The following is a 17,367-nucleotide window of genomic DNA, read 5'->3' on the forward strand; positions in this document are numbered from 1 at the left end:
CCCTCGCTTCGTCTTACGGTGCGGGGTGTAGACGACGGCGGTGGTCTCGCACGGCCCGTCCGCGAGGACCTTCAGCGCCTCCAGCTCACGCTCATCGGCAGCCAGGTTCCAGCGGAGCTTCGTCGCGACCCACTCCCCCACGTAGCGGCACTGCTGCCCGGTGGCCGGCGGCAGCCACTGCGACGGGTCCTTTCTGCCTGTTCGTACGCGCCGTCACCGCAACGCGTGTCGTCTCCGCGTCCTGGTCGCTCGCGTACGCCTCACGCCGCTGCGCGGTCCACGCAGAGGCGCCGGAGTCCCACGCCTCGGCGAGCGGCACCATGTGGTCGATGTCCAATCGCGGCGGGGTCGGTGACCATCTGCTCGTCGTAGTAGCTGAACCAACGCCCACCGGACAGGGCGCAACTCCCGCTCACCTGCGGGGCCTCCAGCGCCTCGGCGAGGAGGACCTCTGCGCGGGTGTGGCACCCGTCGGCCGGGTCCAGGCCGACGTTCCAGTGGCGGAAGGACGTGCGCTGGTAGCCGTCACGGCTCTCCACCGCCTCCGGCAACTCCCCGACAGCATCCGAGAGCACCGCCACATCAGCGTGGGCCGGCGTAGCGGAGAGAAGAGGAACGAGAACGGCAGAGAGCGCGAGAGTGCGCAGCAGATTCTTGATCACAAAACGCAGGGATACCGGCCCCCGCCGCTCGTCGCGCCGATCTCCGTGCCCACTCCCCCGAACGGACGCAGAGTTTCACCGCAGATACCTCACGAAGCGAAGGCGTCAAGTTGACGGCGGGTCCGCAGACCTCCACAGCCTTGTCTGCCGACTCAGTGTCGATGGTCACTCAACGCTCCCCTGGGCGGGCTGCGGTCCGGTGCACGGCTAACACCACCAAGACGAGTGGGCACAGCGTCCGCACGCCTGTACGCATGCACCTGGGCGAGAACCTCGCAGGGGCGGCGGCGCCGACATTCCACCTCCATACGTAAGGGCTCGGTTGGCTCCTCCCAGGAGAAACCGGCCGCATGGAGACGTTCACCGACCGGCTCGGCGGATGGCAGTGGAAAGCCATCCTGTCGTGGATCTCGTAGGCGGTCTTGGCCCAGACGAAGGGGGCGCGCCAGCAGGGCTTAACGCCGGTTTCTACCCTCGGGCAGGCGGTCACTTTCGGGGCATCGTTCGATACCCCTGTCAGGCGTTCCACCATTCGTCAGTGCCACAGCCGACTTCGTAGTGCCACCACCCTTCCTCCTGCCCTTGATCCAGGAGTGCCTTGATGCCGGCAAAGTCCGCACCAGCCAGTGCGGTAAAGGCAACCATGGGGAAGTCGTCGCTGAAGACCTCACCTCCAAGGCCGAACACCGAAAGCCGCTGATGCACCGCTTGCGGACTGCGGCCCAGAGGCCCGGTGGGGACAGGCACCACACGGACCGTGCAGTTGCCGGAGGAACTCACCCGCCCAACAGCCCAGTGGAGCCACTCGGCATCGGTCTCGAACCGCACCACATCGCCCTCAGCCACCCCGTCCTGAAGGAACGGCGGGTTCTGCACCACGGCCGTGTTATCACCGCACTTCGTCGCCCACAGCCCCTCCGTGTCCTGCGGCAACCATCCCTCACGCGGAACGAACCGGAACCAGACCTTGACCTTCTCGACCGCGCTCTCCATACATCCGTCATGCGGCAACATTCAACAACACCACGCACCGGGTCGAGACTGCTCGACAAACCTCCGGCTGGCGGCAGAAACCCGGAGGTTAAACACAAGCTCCACGTCCAAGATAATCGCTCCTGCGGGTGGCAGGGGCGCTGCGGGCGAACCGTTGGGGCCGCGGTGTGCGTCGAGCGGGGTATGAACCGTATCAACGCAGGTCAGATTCCTGAGTCCGGCCTAGTGGTTCTGGATGTCACCGCTCATGATGAGGCGACGGCGTGCGCGGTGATGGCAGAGCCCGAGGCGCGGTGGGCTACCTCCGGCATCACCCCGGTACGACGGGAGGCCGGCGGGGTGCCGGGTGTCCGCGCCCGCGTGCATGCGGACAGCGGACATCCGACGCCCGGCGATAACCCCTCTGGCTCCGTCCTACGGTGCGGGGGTAGACGACGGCAATCGTTTCGCGCGGCCCGTCAGAGAGGGCCTTCAACTCGGTCTCGTCGACAGCGGAGTTCCAGCGAAGCTTCGTGGCGCCCCGCCCCCCACGTAGCGGCACTGCTGCCAGCAGCAGCCGACGGGTCGGGTCCCGGTCGTTGGCGCAGGCCTCGCGGCGCTGCGCGGTCCACGCGGAGGCGCCGCTGTCCACGCCTACCAGCGGGACCATGTGGTCGATGTCCAGCTTGGCGGGGTCGGTGACCGTCTGCTCGTCGTAGTAGCTGAACCACCGGCCGTGGGTGCCAGCGGATCGGGCGTCTGACGGCCGGGCACAGGAGCGGGTGCGGGATACGGCACCAGGCCGTGCCGTCGCCGGCGGGGTAGGCCGTGCCGGAACTGACGTGCCAACGAAAAGCCTCGGGGACCGTGCAGGCGGGCAGTTCGTTGGGGTGGAGGGCGACGGGCCGGTGGCCGGTGCGCTCGTACCACTCGACGCGGTTGCCGCACGCGGTGCAGGGGCCGCTCTGCCCGGTGCGCAGGAGACGGCTGGTACTGGTCGACGCGACCCGCAACCGGCGATGACTGTAGATCAGAGGCTGGGTGCCGTCCCAGTGGCGCCTGGTTGAGGCGGATGTGGAGTGCATGGCGGCGAACGTGCCAGGCGGCACACCGCCTCGTGGGTGTCGCGGCCGGGCACGTCCCCCGGACGGCCCCTTCACTGACACACCCGTACGGCCGTCCGCGCACGCGTTCGCAAGTCATCACTAGTGCGGGTGATCCGTCCTGCGGCCTTGAGGGACGGGCCGAACGGCCTCAGTCGTCCTGCGGGGCCGGTGGTTCGTGGCCCGCGCACAGGGTGCCGAAGAGTTCGTCGAGCGGGGCGCCGAGAGCGTGCGCGAGGGCGTGCCAGGTGGCCAGGGTTCCGATGGTGCGGCCCTGCTCGATCTCGATGAGTGTGCGCCGTGACAGGCCACTGCGGCTGGCCAGTTCGTCATAGCTCCAGCCGTGATCGCCCCGCAGCCGCGCCAGCTCCAGGCGCAGCGCTTCGAGGTTCGGGTCCGGCGGGAAGATCGTCACTTCCCCATCCGAAGGTGCAGACACCTGCCCTGCCAGTGCAGACCTCTGCCCTATTTGCGGGGGACGTAGGCCGAACGAGAGGGCATAGATCTGCACTACGGTGCGCCCACCACCCCACTCCCCCGCCTCAGGTCACCGAAAGACCCCGCACCGGCGCAGCCAGACAAGGAGGACCACGCGCCCCATGAGGCTGTGCACCACCCCATACGAGACCATGCGACGCACCTGGACCGTCGAACTACGCCCGGCGGGCGACGGGCCGGCCCTCCACTGCCCGCAGTGCACCCTCGCCACCACTCTGTGCCACCAGCCTCCGCACGGTCCACGGTCCTCGCGCACCTGGCCCGCCACACACGCCGCGCCGCACTCCCCGCCCATCTGCGGACCTGCCAGTGCCACCAGCACGGCTGCCACTGGCACCCACGCCACCGCGGCTGCGCCGGACCGATCCTGCTCGTCCTCACCCGCGAACACAACGGCCGCACCTGGCGCCTCGCCGACACCTGCGCCGCCTGCGCCGCAGCCACCCCACACGCCGCCGTAGTCCCCGACACCACCCTCGCCACCCCGGCCAACAGACCTGCATCCTCCGGCCGCAGTCGGAACAGGAAAAGACGGCACAGCAGAAGGCCCGGCGGTCTGTCCGGGCAACTCCGCGTCCAGGAAATGCTCAGCTACCTCGCCGCCACCCTCCCCCACAGTGCAAGCCCAGAAGCCCGACTGCTCGCCCTCCAGTGCACCCTGCGCACCGACAGCCACGGACAGGCCCACCTGCCCGCCGGACTCCTGAAAGGCATGCGCCTGCACCACGACCCAGCCCCGTGGCAAGAACTCGAAGCAGCCCGCTGGCTACGCCTGGCACCAGCAGACAACGCACCCCGCCACCACGCCCGCGCCGTTCAACTCCTCGACCCGGCCATCCTCACCCAGGCACCCAGCCGCACCGACCGGCACCAAGCAGCCGACTGGGCCCTGCGCATCATCGCCTCACCGCCACCGGGTGCCCAGTCACCCTCGGCACGCCGCACCCACCTGGCCCTCACCGCTCACCACTCCCCCGGGGCCACGCACTCCAGCACCGAAACCGACCGACCGACCGCCTGTCCCGCGCCTGCGGCCTCAAACCTCACAGCCTTGAACAGACACTCGACCAACTGGTCCTCACCGGCGCAATCACCCAATGGCAGTTCACCCAAGACAACGAAGAAATCCACTGGACCCCAGCCCCGCCCGCGTCTCACACACCCGGGGCACAGGCCGGGGTGTAACAAGAGGCGACAGGCTTCGCAGGACTCACCACCGAGAACTCATACGAAGAAAGTGCATGCCCGTCACCAGAGTTCACACGATCTCTAGCTGACGGCGTCGAACCAGGCGTCGCCGGGCGGGGGTACGAAGAAGTAGCCGCCGCCGGTGGTGAGCACGTACTTCGCCAGCGCTTCGCCCTCCAGCCGTTTCTGGACCGCCTCGAAGCCCTTGGCCAGGTCCCGCTGGAAGCAGTTGAAGATGATGCCGGTGTCACCGTCACCACGGTCGTAGCTGTAACTGCGCCGCACAAGCTGAGGCGGATTGCGACGATCAGGGGCAGCGAGCCGCACATGCGAATCGAGCGGCGTCCGCCGACCCTTCGGGTCCGCCGCGAAATTCGGCTCCTCACCGGCAGGCGCCCCGTCCAGCCACCCCCCGTCACGCCGCCGCCCCATAATCCGCTCCTGCTCATCAACGGAGTCCTTGTCCCACAACTCCGTCGCGAAACGAATCACCCGAACAACCTGATAACTCCCCCCGACAGCCCACTCCGGCTCACCCTGCCCCTCACGCACCAGGACCCGATCGGCAACCTCCCGCTCCGACTCCGGATTCCCGAACCCCTCAGTGAAATGAAACGGATTACGGGCAAGACCCCGACCACCCTCAAGACGGTTATCCGCCCGGAACCCGTCAATGGCCCAACGAACGATCCAACCGGCCTTCACCGCAACGGCCTTAACCTCCGCCACGGCCTTCCGCACCACTGCGGCGTCTTCCCCCGCCGCCCGCACGAGCAGGTCGCCGTGCGACTGCGCTGGATCAAGCAGATCACCGGCGAAGGTGGGCATGGTCTTCAACTGCCGAGGCTCCCGCGACCCTGCACCCTCGAAGAGAGAGACTCCCAACCCGAACCCTACTGCGGCGTCGACCCCACCGGCAGACCGCGCCTTCTCGACCAGCGCCCTTACCGCACGCCCCACTTCCCCACCGGACCAACCGCGATCAAGGGCCACGATTCCCATGTAATCCTCCGGCTGCACTGCTCCCAGCACCCGCGCCGTAGCGTCTGCCTCCCCCGAACCGGAGACCGCATCAGCCTTTGACTCACTCTCGCCCAAATGACCGACGACCGCAGTCCCACCCACGAGCCCCAGCCCGATCGCCGCCCCGGAAACCACCAACAACCTACGCCGCACAACGCCCCTCCACATAACGAGACACACAGAATTGAGTATATCTCTCGCCGCTTCCAGGTAAAGGATTCCTTTAGCACCTGCCCTTGCCGGTTCGGGGGACTCCACACGTAGAAGCGCGAGAACGACAATGAAGAAATCAGCTTCGCAATTTCAGGACACACGTAACCAGGCCGCCATCCGAGCCGACAGCCAGGCGACGACGGCGATGACCCGCCGCTGTGCGGAGCCACCTTCCGCTGTCGTTGCCGTCAACTACTGCCGCCACCCCATTCAGAAGCCCCGCTAGGACGCACCTGGCGGGGCTTCAACTTTGCAGTTCGGTATGACGCGGAAAGATACTGGCGAGATCCCCGGATAGAACCTCTCCTGTTCCTCCAGGCACCAAGAAGCTACTTACCTTCTGCGCTCAGCAAGATCTGAATCTTTGACGGAAATTGCGGATCATCCACCATTACCGAGCAGATCACGGAGTCACGGAACCCTGAAAATTGCATTCGGACATAATCGTTCGCATCGTGCAATACGAGCCATCCGGACGAACACGGCAGCGACGCCTCGAACAGTCTCACAGGAAGCGCCGTAGGGGGGGCCGACTTCCACACCTCACATTCAACCGGACCATCGACACCGGCCTGAACGCTGAAGATAAGTGAACTACCCTCTCGATACCAGCTGCTAGACGTCGGATCCCAGTCGCTGACGTCATCGTCACTTGCTGCATCCCGCAAGATCAGGCATCCGTGCTCGATTTTTGCGAGGAATGCAACCAGGGGGCTACTAGCTACCATTCCTTCTTGCTCCTTGCCTGTGACAGTTGTGAGACGACCCCAGCCTGTCTTCTAGCGCAGGGCCAGCAGTGCGGATACGCCGTCTGGGGAGACCCGGGGGCGACGAGACTAGATGGCGGCTGGTGATCTGGAATCCAGTCTCCGTACTTGGTACCGGGCGTCGTGGCAGGGCAAGTGTGACAGCCGTGCGCATTTCCGGATTCATTGATCAGATCTCGAACGCCATCGGCTTCAATGTCGCCGTTCTCCAGGGCTACTCCCTCGCGGGCATTCGGACCAGCCCCCAGCGTCAGATCGCACTTCTGACCTGGTGTTGCGTTGTGAGCGAGGACCGGTGTGGCGCCCGCCAGCACATAGTACGTGTGGATGTCGTCGACGGTGAGGTTGTAGACGGTCGTTGACTTGGTGTGGTGGGTGATGGCGGTGATTTGGGTCCAGGTGCCGGTGCTGGTCTGGAGCCACTGGCCCGCAGTGAGTTCGTCGGCTTCGATCCAGCGGCCGAGGGCGGGGACCCAGAAGGGGTGGCCGTCGGTGGCGGTGAGGGTGCTGGTTTTGCCCGTGTCGAGGGTGATGTCGACCAGTTGTTTGTCGCCGGTGCCTTTTATCAGGGCCGTTACGGGGCGTGGGCCTGATTCGCCGGTTTCGGGGTCGGTGGCGAGGACTTGGTCGCCGATCTGGATGTCCTTGATCGGTTTGCGGGTGCCGTCCGCGAGGAGGACCGGGGTGTCCTCCGTGAAACTGTTCTTGGGGATCCGCACTCTGCAGCCCGGGCCAGGGATCGCCGACTTGGCGTTGTCGATCTTGCCGAGAGATGCCCACTTGCCGATCATGCCGCCGGCGCAGCCGAGTGCCGCTGAGGTGCCGACCTGGCCCCAGTTGACCTTGCGGCCGGAGAGGCGCTGGCCGAGCCAGTCCAGGCCCGCTTCGCCGAGGCCGCCGATCACGCAGCCGGCCAGCATCGGGGAGTTGCCCGTGGGGTCCGTGTAGGTGGTCGGGGAGCTGAGGGCGTACTGGTAGAGGTTGGTGCCGCCCGCGTGGCCGATCGGGTCCTGGGAGATGAAGCGGCCGGACTCGGGGTCGTAGTAGCGGTTGCGGTAGTAGAGCAGGCCCGTGCCGTCGGACTCGCGGCCCGTGAAGGTGTACGGGTTGGTGGAGGCAGCGCCCGTGGTGGTGGGCTGGCCGTACGGGTCGTAGGTGTAGCTGGTGGCGACTGTGCCGTCCGCGTTGGCCAGGCCGACGACCGTGCCCAGCGCGTCGGTCAGGTAGACCTGCGTCGCACCGTCCTCCGTGCGGGTCAGGTACTGGTCCAGGCCAGACGTGGCGACCGTCGCCTTCGCAGCGCCCGCACCGTCCTGCTCCACCAGCGGGTTGGAGCCGTCCGTCAGGTACTTCTGCGTCGCGTCGCCCAGCTTCTTCGAGCTTCGCGTGCCCAGCGGGTCGTAGCCAAACAGGCCCGCGGGTCCGCCACCGGTAGGCGCGACGCCCGACAACTGGCCCCTCGCGTTCCAGTTGTACGTCCTCTTGCCGTCGGACTTGAGCTGCCCGTCCGCGTCGTACGTGAACGAGCGGCCGCCCAGGGACGTGACCCGGTTGTCCTTGCCGAACACCGCCCCCGTCTCGGCCGCCGGCAGAGCGACCGACGCCAGGCTGCCCGTCAGGCCCGTCTGAAGGCCCCGGGTGTCACGCGTGTACGTCAAGTCGCCGACATCGGTGCTGCCCCGGGTGTAGTCGATTCCGGAGACCACGCCGGTCTTGTCGAGCGTGGTGGTGCGGGTGATGCCGCCCGGCAGGGTCGCCGTCTTCTCCCGGCCCACCACGTCCAGACCGAACCGCACCTCCTGCCCGCCCGAGGTGACAGAGGTGAGGATGCTGGACCTGTCGTAACCGTAGACGGTGGTGGTCCCGGCCGCCGTCATCTCCTTCCGGCGGTCCGCCCCGTCGTAGTCGTAACCCACCGTACCCGTCGGGCCGGTCACCGTCTTCAGCCGGTCGTAGACGTCGTAGCCGAAGCTCTGGTCGCCAGCCTGCGTGTCCGTGACCGTCTTCGGCAGGTCCACCACGTCGTACACGTACGTGGCCGTGGACTCGGCCACGCCGGCCGCGTTCACGCCGTACTTGGTGTTCTTCGCCCTGCCCAGCAGGTCGTACTCGGCCGTCGCGGCCAAGCCCGAGCGGTTCGTCGCCTTCGTCAGCCGACCCGCCGCGTCGTACCCGAACAGCGCCTGCGCACCCAGCGGATCCGTCACCGACTCCATACGGTCCGCGTCGTCATACGCCCACGTGGTGCTGTTCAGGCGCGCGTCAGTCAGCTTCTTGAGGTTGCCGTTCTCGTCGAAGTCCAGCGACGTCGACTGGCCGAGCGGGTCCGTGACCTTACGCGTCTGGTTCAACGCGTCATACGTCAGCGTCGTGACCGAGCCCGCCTCGTCCGTGATCACGGTCGGGCGGCCTGCCGCGTCCAGGAACTGCGCCCCGGTGCGGCCCTCGGCGTCCTTCACGGAGACCAGATCGCCGTGGCGGTAGGTGTACTCCGTCACCGCGTCCGACGCGTCGGTGACGGTCTTGACCTGGCCGTCCGGCGCGTACGTGAGGGCCGTCTTCCGGTTCTCCGGGTCGGTGACCGTCCGCAGATCACCCGCCTCGTCATACCCGAGGAGAGTGGTATTGCCCAATGGATCCGAGACAGACGTCGGTTGGTCGTACGGGCCGTCGTACACCGCCGTACCCGACGGGCGAGCCTGCGGCGTACCCGCCAGCTCCGTCGTACGGGTCACGTAACCGTTCGCATCGTACATCAGCTCCGTCCGCCGGTTGTACGGGTCCGTCACCGCGTCGATCCGGTGCTTCGCACCCCGGTGGTACTGCGTCTCGCGGGCCAGAGAACTCCCGTACGCCTCGGTGTCCTTGACGCCGTAACCGTCGGTGTCGAACTCCACCCGCCGCACCGAACCGCCCGGCTGCGTCACGCTCGCCGACGTGATCTTCCCTGCGCCGGTCTGCGTGTACACGAACGAGTACTCCGCGCCCTCGGTGAGCGTCTGCTTCTTCACCCGCCCGTCGGCGTAGAACTCGTTCTGCATGTACGTGATGCCGCGTGCGTCGATCGCCTCAGAGATCCGGTTGGACGTGCCGTCGTACTTGTATGTGGTGAGCCCGCCGACCGGGTCCTTGACCGTCTCCAGCCGGCCCGCGTTGTAGGTGTACGACGTCGTACGGCCCGTGTTGTCCGTCGCCGACGTGACGCGGTGCTGGGTGTCGTACTCCAGCGTGATCCACCGGCCGCCCGGGGTGGTGATACGGGTGATGTCACCCTTGTCCGCGTTGCTGCCCCCGCGTCTGGTCAGCTTGACCGTGTTGCCGTGCCGGTCGCGTATCTCCCGGAGCGGCCCGTACTGCGGGAACTCCCACACCGTCCCGTCACGGAACGTCAGATCCCACTGCCCGACACCGTTGGTGATCTTCGCACCCTGGAAATCCGACGGAGTGTCCTCGGGCTCGAAGACGGCGTCGTCCCAGCCCGTGCCCGGCGAGGTGCGCGTGAAGTGGACCTTGCTGCCGCCCGGCAGATAAAGATCCACCTCCTGCCAGGGGCGTTTGGAATTCAGGAAGACGTTGTACGACAGGTCGCGGCCGATGCCGAACGCCCGCGTGTGCGGGTCGCCCTGCCAGTACGTCCGGGTGACCTCGGCTCCACCGCGCGAGTCCGCGACCGCCAGGTCCGTACGGGAGTCGGTGAGCAGGCCCGTGGAGAGTTCGACCGGGTCGCCGGACAGCCAGTTCATGACGTCCTGGAGCCAGGAGGTGTCCCAGGGGATCAGGTCGTCGGTGTTGAACATGGCGCCGTGGAAGGCCCAGACGCGGGTCTTCTTGTCGGGGAGGACCTGGCTGCCGTCGGCCGACACCTCGCCGGTGCCGTAGACGTGCCAGCCCTTCTTCTTCGGGTCGTAGTCCAGGAACTTGACCCGCGTGCCCGGAGCTTCGCGGGTGTAGTTCGGGTAGACGATCTGCGCGCCCTTGGGGAAGACGTACGTGCCGCCCGGCTGCACGGTGAAGTACACCGGCACGATGCCGTTCTCGGGCAGCGGGAACGGCGGCCGGTCGATCGGAATCGCCGTGATCCCCAGCTCCGTGACCGGCTTCCCATCCTCGTCACGGACCACCGACCCCTTCGGGATGCGGACTTCGAGACCCGGGATCTTCGGGGACTTCAGGACGACGTCGGCCTTCGCCGGCGCCGCGAAGCGCACCGTGTTCTTCGTGTCCAGCGGCGTCATCCACACCGGGAACCCGAGATCGACCGTCCGGCCCGCCTTGGGTGTGATGCGGATGTGATAACGGCCGTACTGGCGCTTGGAGTTGTTCGCGCTCGCGCCGTCGACCACCAGCGTGGTGGCCGTTTCGGCGATACCCGACAGCAGGAACCGGCCGCGCGCGTCCGTCTTCGCGGACTTCTTGCCCACCGAGACCGTGACCTTCGCCAGCGGCTTCCCGTCCAGCTTGAGGGCATGACCAGTCAACCCGGTCTTGCCCGGCGGACCCCGCAAGGCCGGCGGCGCCTTCGGCGCCTTGCCACGCGCCGTCACCCAATCCCGCCCCGCCAGGCTCGACTTGCCCGGCTGCCACGCGTCCGGACCGGTCGGGAGAACGCCCGCCGCCGGCTCCTTCGCCGCAGCAGGCTTGTCCGCGGCATCCACTGCTTTCTGCGCCTGCGCGCCCGCGGACAGGGTCAGTTTCAATGTGCCCCGGGCCCCCCGGTTGGGGTCGACGACCACCCGGTAGGTTCCAGCCTCCGCGAGGGCGGCCAGCGGGAAGGTGGCGGGGCGGCCCGTCGTGACGATCTTCTCGTCGACGACCGCAGTGCCCGACGGCGCGAACACGGACACCCGCAGGGTGTCGGCGAACGTGTTGTCGCTGACGCCGAGAGAGAGGGATTCGCCGGCGCTCGCCTGGAAGGCGGACTCCGCGTCCTGCGCGAAGCGCGCGATGTCCACGGCGACCGGGCCGCCCGTGGTGGAGAGCTGGGCGACGCCGAGCGGGCGCGACAGTGTCAGGGACAGGTTGCCCGTCGTGACCGCGTTGCTGGGCAGCGCGGCAATCGTGTACGTCCCCGAGTCGGGCAGCGCCGCGGAGTCGTACTCGGTACTGGTGGTCCCAGGCGCCAGGAAGAACGCGAACAGCATCCCGTTCGGCCGCCTGATCTCCGTCCGTACGTGACCGGTGAAACCGGTCGCCGTCACCCCCAGCGACACGCGCTCGCCCGCCTGGGCGGTGAAGGTCGCGCGCCCGTCCTGGCCCGGCCGGGCGAGCGGCAGCTCAACAGTCGGGCCCGCGGAGTCCAGCACGCCCGCGTCCGCGTAGTGCGACCCGGTCACCTTCACCGCGCCGGAGGCGCCCGTGTCCGGGTCCAGCGTCAGGGTGTACGTGCCCGACTGGGCCAGTGTGTCCACATCGATCGCACCGGCATTGCCCGCCCCTACGAAGCGGTTGATCACCTGGTCGCCGTCAGGACCGTAAAGACGCGCGTACATGCCCTTGGGCATGCCGGCCGAGTCGACACCGAGACTCAGCGAGTCGCCGAGCACGGCCTGGAAGGTGAGGACGCCGTCCTGCCCGGCCCTCGCCAGGGGCACCTCCGCCGTCGGTCCGGTCAGGTTCAGCGCGACAGCCTTGGGGGCGGACACCGTGATGGTCGCCTGGCCCACGGCGGTCGCCGCCGGGGTCAGGATCAGCGAGTACGTCCCCGCCTGCGGAAGGTCCTCGACCTCCCAGTCGTCCGCGACACCCGTCAGCCCCTCGCTGCCGCCGACCGGCTCACCCTCCGGGTCGTAAAGCCGCGCGGTCACAGTGGCGTTGAACGTCGAAGCGGTGAATCCAATGCCGATGTCGGCGCCCTCATCCGCGTCGAAACGAACCTCCGCACGGTTGCCCGGCATGGCCACGGTGACCGTCGGCGGACTCTCGTCCGTCAGCGACGTCACCACCGACGACTCGATCTCGCCCGCCCCGCTGCCCGAGACCACCCGGAAAGTACCCGCCGACACGGCGCGGCCGTCGGCCGTCTCAACCTCGACCGGACCGGTGACCGCGCTCGGCGGCACCTCCACCGTCAGCGTGGTGGCCGTACGCGCCGTCACCCGGGCGACGATGCCCCCACCGAAACGCACCACATTGTCGATGAGCGCGGTGGCGAACCCCGCACCGGTCAGGGTGACTGTGGCGCCGACAACACCGGAGGCCGGGGCGAGGGCCGTGATCGACGGTGCCGACGCGGCCAGCGTGAACGACTCCGGTGACTGGGCCGTCGTGCCGCCCTTGGTCACCGACACCTTGTCGTTCGCCGCGGCGGCCGGGATCGTCACCACCAGACGGGTGGCCGTCGCCGAGGTGACCGTGGCCGCCGTCGTACCGAACGTCACCGAGTTCGACGCCGGGGTGGTTGAGAAACCGGTGCCGGAAAGGGTGACCTTCGCGCCCGCCTGGGCGCGGACCGGCACGAGGGAGAGAACGGACAGGGTGCTGGACGCGAACCGGTCCACGCCGAGCCGGTTGCCCGCCGCGTCGTACCGGTAACGGGCCGTCTCACCCGCCGGATCTGTCACACCGACCAGACGAGAGGCCGCGTCGTACGCGTACACGGCGTTCTTCGTCGTCGGCTCGGCCGCCTTCGCACTCGCCGGGGCCACCGGGCCAACAGGAGCGGCCGGAGGGACAAGTGGAGGAGCCTGGGAGGTCTCGGGCGCCGACACCCGCGACGGTGGCGCCGCCTCGGCCGACACCAGACTCGCCGAGAGGGCCAGCGCGAGCAGACCGACCGTCAGAGATCGTCTGCGCGCGGACATACGTATCCCAAAACGTTCGCCGTGCATGCGCACCGCACCCCTCCCCAAAACCCCCTCATGAGCCACCAAGGACCCATGACACTCACACTCCCCATGCAAGCGGTCACAACTTACACACAAACTGTCACCACGGCGAGGAAAAAGATCAAGATCAAGCCAACAGCCTCGAACAGCAAGGCCGAAGACAGCCGGATCTCGCTCCATGGTGGCCGACGGTTCACACTCCGGGACGGCAGCCTGGGCACGGGCAACCCGACGGTAAAGACGCCGTCGTCTCCCGGCTCATGAACGGCCCGCCGGAAACCTGTACTTGACCGGATTCTGCCGGGCGACAGCGTCCCCTGCGGCGGACTGTTGCCCGGCAAAAGGGCCGGGCGGCCGCACATGTCGGCCCGACCAACAGCTCCCGAACGGGCCCCGCCCGCCGCGATCTGCCGTCGCCGGCGGGCGGGGTGAACCGTGAGCGGGTCCGGTCAGCAGCCGTTGAGGACGGACGACAACGCGCTCTTCTCGCGCGAGTCGACGCTGAGGCCGTAGTAGTCGTAGTAGTGCTTCACCTGCACCCAGGCACGCGCGTACGTGCACTTGTACGCGTTGCGCGAGGGCCACCACGTGCCCGGGTCCTGGTCACCCTTGGACTGATTCACGTTGTCGGTGACCGCCAGAAGCTGCGGCCGGGTGCGGTCGTTCGCGAACTGCTCCCGCTTCGCAGCCGTCCAGTTGTACGCGCCGGACCCCCACGCCTCGGAACAGGGGCACCATGTGGTCGATGTCCACGTCGGAGGCGGCGGACCAGGTCGCGCCGTCGTACGGCGAGTACCAGCTGCCGGACGTCGCCGCGCAGGACGAGTTCGTGACCACGCTGGTGCCGTCGCGCTTGAGGATCGTCTCTCTCGTGTCACACGCACCGCTGATCGTGATCCAGTGCCTGAACAGGTCCAGGTTGTAACCGGTGGAGGTAGGAGCGGGCGGTCGACGCGGCGATCGGCGTCGGCAGCGCAGCCTGGGCCGGGGCGGTTCCAAGGAGCGTGACGGCGGTCGTGGCCGCGGCAATCACGGTAGTCAGGACGCTGCGACGGGCGGACATACGCATGGGGGCTCTCCCGGGGCTCGGGGACAGACATGACGTGGTGCGCGCTCATCGTGACGGCAACAGGTCTATGCGGGTAGACCGCCTGCGTGAACTCCGGGTGACGGCACGTCACCAGCCGATGCCCCGCCCGCATGCCCCTCAACGACTCGCCCTGGCAGGAAGTCGTTGACGGCCTGAGCATGCGTCACCACCCGTAAGGGTGGTGCGGACCCCGCAGGAGAACCGCCCGGGGCACCGGGGCTGTCCGGGGGTGCATGGACCGTATTAATGCGACGCAGATTCCCGAACCCAGCGTGGTCGTCCTGGACATCACCGCCCCTGACGAGGCGACCACGCAGCGTTAACTGCACCATCATCGCCTCGTTGGTCACGGCGTTACATGCCGCGATCAGGGAGCAAGCGATGGATGTACGCGATGAGTTGATGGAGGGGCAGCGGGTCATTCCCCGCCTCGGACGAGTCGTCGAGGTGAGCCGGGCACATCCGCCGTACGCGGTGCTCGACCCGGTGGGAGCGAGGTCGAGCCGGTCACGGCGTTTCTGCGGGACCTGGCGCTCGGGGATTCCAGCCCGCTGATCTGCCGGAGTTACGGCTACGGGATGCTGCGGTGGTTCCGCCTGCTTTGGTTGCTGGGCACCGAGTGGGACCGCGCGACGGAGTCCGGGGTCGCTGTGCTGACGGGTTGGCTTCGCTCGGCGGCCAACCCACAGCGCCAACGACACAGGGTCGACGCGCCGGTGGCCGGGGCGGTCAATCTCCGCACGGGCAAGGCGTCTCTGGGGGCCGGGTATGCGCCGCGGACCATCAACCACGCCCTGACGGTGATCAGGGGGTTCTACGAGTTCCACGCCCATCAGGGACGAGGTCCGGTCGTGAACCCAGTGCCGCACTCGCCGCAGCGGCGCCGGGCTCTGGGACACCGTAGTCCGCTGGAGCCCACGCCCTTGGTGGGACGGGCCCGGTTGCGGCAACGGGTGCCCGACCGGCCGCCGCGCTCCATTCCCGACCGGCTGTGGGACGAACTGTTCACCACGATGAACTGCGACCGGGACCGGGCACTGCTGGAGATCTACGTCTCCAGCGGTGCCCGTGCCGAGGAACTCCTCGGCATCACGGTCGGCGATATCGACTGGTCCGGCCAGCGCATCTACGTGATCACCAAAGGCACGCGGGCCAGGGAAGCGGTGCCGGTCTACCCACAGGGTCTGTTCCGCATGGCCCTCTATCTCGACACGGCGGGCACGCCCACCGGGGGTGCACCGGTCTGGCAAACCCTCCGCGGACCCGAGCGTCCGCTGACCTGCTGGGCGATGCGCCGTGTCATGCAGCGAGCGAACACGCTGCTGGGCACGAACTGGTCCCTCCACGATCTGCGGCACACCGCTGCTTACCGCATGGCCAACAGCGGGAAACTCACACTCCCCGAAGTCCAGACGATCATGCGGCACTCCGACATCCACACCACCGGCCGCTATCTGGCCGTTCACATCGAGGAGCTCTTCGACAAGCTCACCGAGCACTGCTCCGCGCCCCGGCCGCCACGGCACTATCCCGCGGGCTACGCCACTGCGGACATCGAGGCGGTGTTCGGTGGCTGAGCTGACGCGCCCCACCACCGGCGTCCGCCGCCGCCACGTCCAGGTCAGCGACGAGTTGGACTTCGCCGGCCGTTTCGTCGCAGGCCAGGTCGAGGCCCGCCCAGCGTCCCCGACCACACTGCCCCGCCCCTTCGGCGACCTATCCCCCACCCCGTCACAGTGCATCGGCCAACTCGCGCACGACGTCTGTCCGGCAGCCGTCGCGCAGACCGCCGCTCAGCACCGGGCCTTGACCCGTCGTGTCCTGACCTACCTGGACGGGTTCGAGGGCAGCACCTGGCAGCGCCGCTGGGACGCCAGCCCACTGGGCCGGGGCGATATAAACGCCGCTGACCTGGGCACCAACCGGTACGGGCAGAACTACAGCATCGGCGTCAAGACGCTGTTCTGCCTGCGGATCGTCCAGCCCACGCTGCTGGTGATGAAGAAGCACAACTTCAACGGGTTCGCCGACCAGTTCATCGCTGCCCAGAAGGACCCGCCGCTGGAGAAGTACTCCGAACACGTCACCGCCCATGACATCTCCTGGCCGCATAAACGTGAAGCGCTCTTCGACGTGTGCTCCCTGCTCGCGATCCAGGGCATCGGCTTCGCGGATCTCGTCCCTGCGGCCCTGCTCCACCACGCCCACGAATCGCGGAAGGCCAAGCCGCCCTGCGGCCGGGCAAGAAGGACTCCAACGTGTTCGCCGGTCGCGCTTCCTGGAACGTCCTCCACGCGATGGGGCACCTCTCGCCCAGCACACCCGCCACCATGCGTCAGGCACTGCACCGCGGCCAGCTCACCCTCGAGGAACTCGTCGACCGTCATACCATCCGCAACCAGAGCGTCCGCCGACTCCTGCTCGACTACTTCCACCGCCGCTAGGCCGACACCGGCTACGCCTCCCTGGTCAATATCGTCCGACACCTCGCCCACGACTTCTGGGCCGGCAGCGAAGAGATCAACCCCGAGCAAGCCGATCTGAAGATCCCGGCCGACCTCTACAGCGCCTGGCGCAAGAAGATCTGCATCCGCAAGGACGGCAAGCCCCGCCTAGGCGTCGACGCCATCGTCATCGCCGTCCGCAGCTTCTACTACGACCTGCACACCTGGGCCGCCGATGAACCCGAACTCCGCCGAGCTGTTCCACGTCATCGCCTCCGTCATCCGACGGCACACTCGCGACGCAAACCCCGTCCCGCTCCTGCGGCGCTTCGACCCGCACGACAAGGTCTGGAGCCCTCCGATGCCGTTCCTGTTCCAGCGCAAGATCGGCTCCACCCGCAGCGTGATCAGCCCCGTAACCGTCCTGAGCATGCTCGAACGACGCTGCAAGGACCTCGCTGAAGGCAGCCCGGCGCGGTGCAAGTTCTGGCGGATGCCAGCGACCTCCTCGGGGATCAGTAGTTTGCCTTCAGGGAGGCTGAGCTGGGCGAACGCACCGGGCTGGCCGCAGCGGGCACGGACC

The 17,367-nt window shown here is 67.8% G+C and carries 8 protein-coding genes and 3 pseudogenes; 3 read left to right on the forward strand and 8 right to left on the reverse strand.

All coding sequences use genetic code 11. The features are described 5' to 3' along the window. Positions 1-21: 21 nt before the first annotated feature. Together ACIBBB_RS34900 and ACIBBB_RS34905 are read right to left on the reverse strand one after the other, a co-directional pair. Positions 22-662: pseudogene (locus ACIBBB_RS34900) on the reverse strand (DUF1524 domain-containing protein); the annotation flags it as partial. A 516-nt stretch (positions 663-1,178) separates the two neighbouring features. Next, positions 1,179-1,655 (reverse strand): DUF4265 domain-containing protein, encoded by a 477-nt coding sequence (locus tag ACIBBB_RS34905; RefSeq protein ID WP_398989272.1) that lies wholly within the window; start codon positions 1,653-1,655, stop codon positions 1,179-1,181. Between the two features lie 183 nt (positions 1,656-1,838). Between ACIBBB_RS34905 and ACIBBB_RS34910 the strand changes: the two genes are divergently transcribed. Beyond that, on the forward strand, positions 1,839-2,336 hold the full coding sequence (locus ACIBBB_RS34910) for a DUF6207 family protein (RefSeq protein ID WP_398989304.1): 498 nt from the start codon (positions 1,839-1,841) through the stop codon (positions 2,334-2,336). A gap of 53 nt (positions 2,337-2,389) precedes the next feature. On the opposite strand, the pseudogene ACIBBB_RS34915 reads toward ACIBBB_RS34910, so the two are convergent. From ACIBBB_RS34915 to ACIBBB_RS34935, 5 genes and pseudogenes are all read right to left on the reverse strand, one after another. Further along, positions 2,390-2,719: pseudogene (locus ACIBBB_RS34915) on the reverse strand (DUF6083 domain-containing protein); the annotation flags it as partial. A 169-nt stretch (positions 2,720-2,888) separates the two neighbouring features. Then, positions 2,889-3,152 carry a helix-turn-helix transcriptional regulator gene (locus ACIBBB_RS34920; protein WP_398989274.1) on the reverse strand — a complete coding sequence of 88 codons (264 nt, stop codon included), beginning with the start codon at positions 3,150-3,152 and terminating at the stop codon, positions 2,889-2,891. A 1,352-nt stretch (positions 3,153-4,504) separates the two neighbouring features. Then, positions 4,505-5,425: a Dyp-type peroxidase gene (locus tag ACIBBB_RS34925; protein WP_398989276.1), complete on the reverse strand. Its 921-nt coding sequence runs from the start codon at positions 5,423-5,425 to the stop codon at positions 4,505-4,507. A 955-nt stretch (positions 5,426-6,380) separates the two neighbouring features. Next, the gene (locus ACIBBB_RS34930; RefSeq protein WP_398989278.1) at positions 6,381-13,226 is read right to left on the reverse strand and encodes an RHS repeat-associated core domain-containing protein; all 6,846 of its coding nucleotides are present in this window, start codon (positions 13,224-13,226) and stop codon (positions 6,381-6,383) included. A 473-nt stretch (positions 13,227-13,699) separates the two neighbouring features. After that, positions 13,700-14,319, reverse strand: a pseudogene (locus ACIBBB_RS34935) (HNH endonuclease family protein). Between the two features lie 947 nt (positions 14,320-15,266). Between ACIBBB_RS34935 and ACIBBB_RS34940 the strand changes: the two are divergent. Beyond that, positions 15,267-15,917, forward strand: a complete 651-nt coding sequence (locus ACIBBB_RS34940) for a tyrosine-type recombinase/integrase (RefSeq protein WP_398989306.1) — start codon at positions 15,267-15,269, stop codon at positions 15,915-15,917. A 154-nt stretch (positions 15,918-16,071) separates the two neighbouring features. On the opposite strand, the gene ACIBBB_RS34945 is transcribed toward ACIBBB_RS34940, so the two are convergent. After that, entirely contained in the window at positions 16,072-16,542 is a 471-nt protein-coding gene (locus ACIBBB_RS34945; protein ID WP_398989280.1) for a hypothetical protein, read from the reverse strand. A 56-nt stretch (positions 16,543-16,598) separates the two neighbouring features. On the opposite strand from ACIBBB_RS34945, the gene ACIBBB_RS34950 reads away from it, so the two are divergent. Continuing rightward, on the forward strand, positions 16,599-16,784 hold the full coding sequence (locus tag ACIBBB_RS34950) for a hypothetical protein (protein WP_398989282.1): 186 nt from the start codon (positions 16,599-16,601) through the stop codon (positions 16,782-16,784). The last annotated feature ends 583 nt before the right edge of the window (positions 16,785-17,367 follow it).

It is taken from the genome of Streptomyces sp. NPDC051217 (assembly GCF_044455465.1).
In the GTDB taxonomy this organism is placed as follows: domain Bacteria; phylum Actinomycetota; class Actinomycetes; order Streptomycetales; family Streptomycetaceae; genus Streptomyces.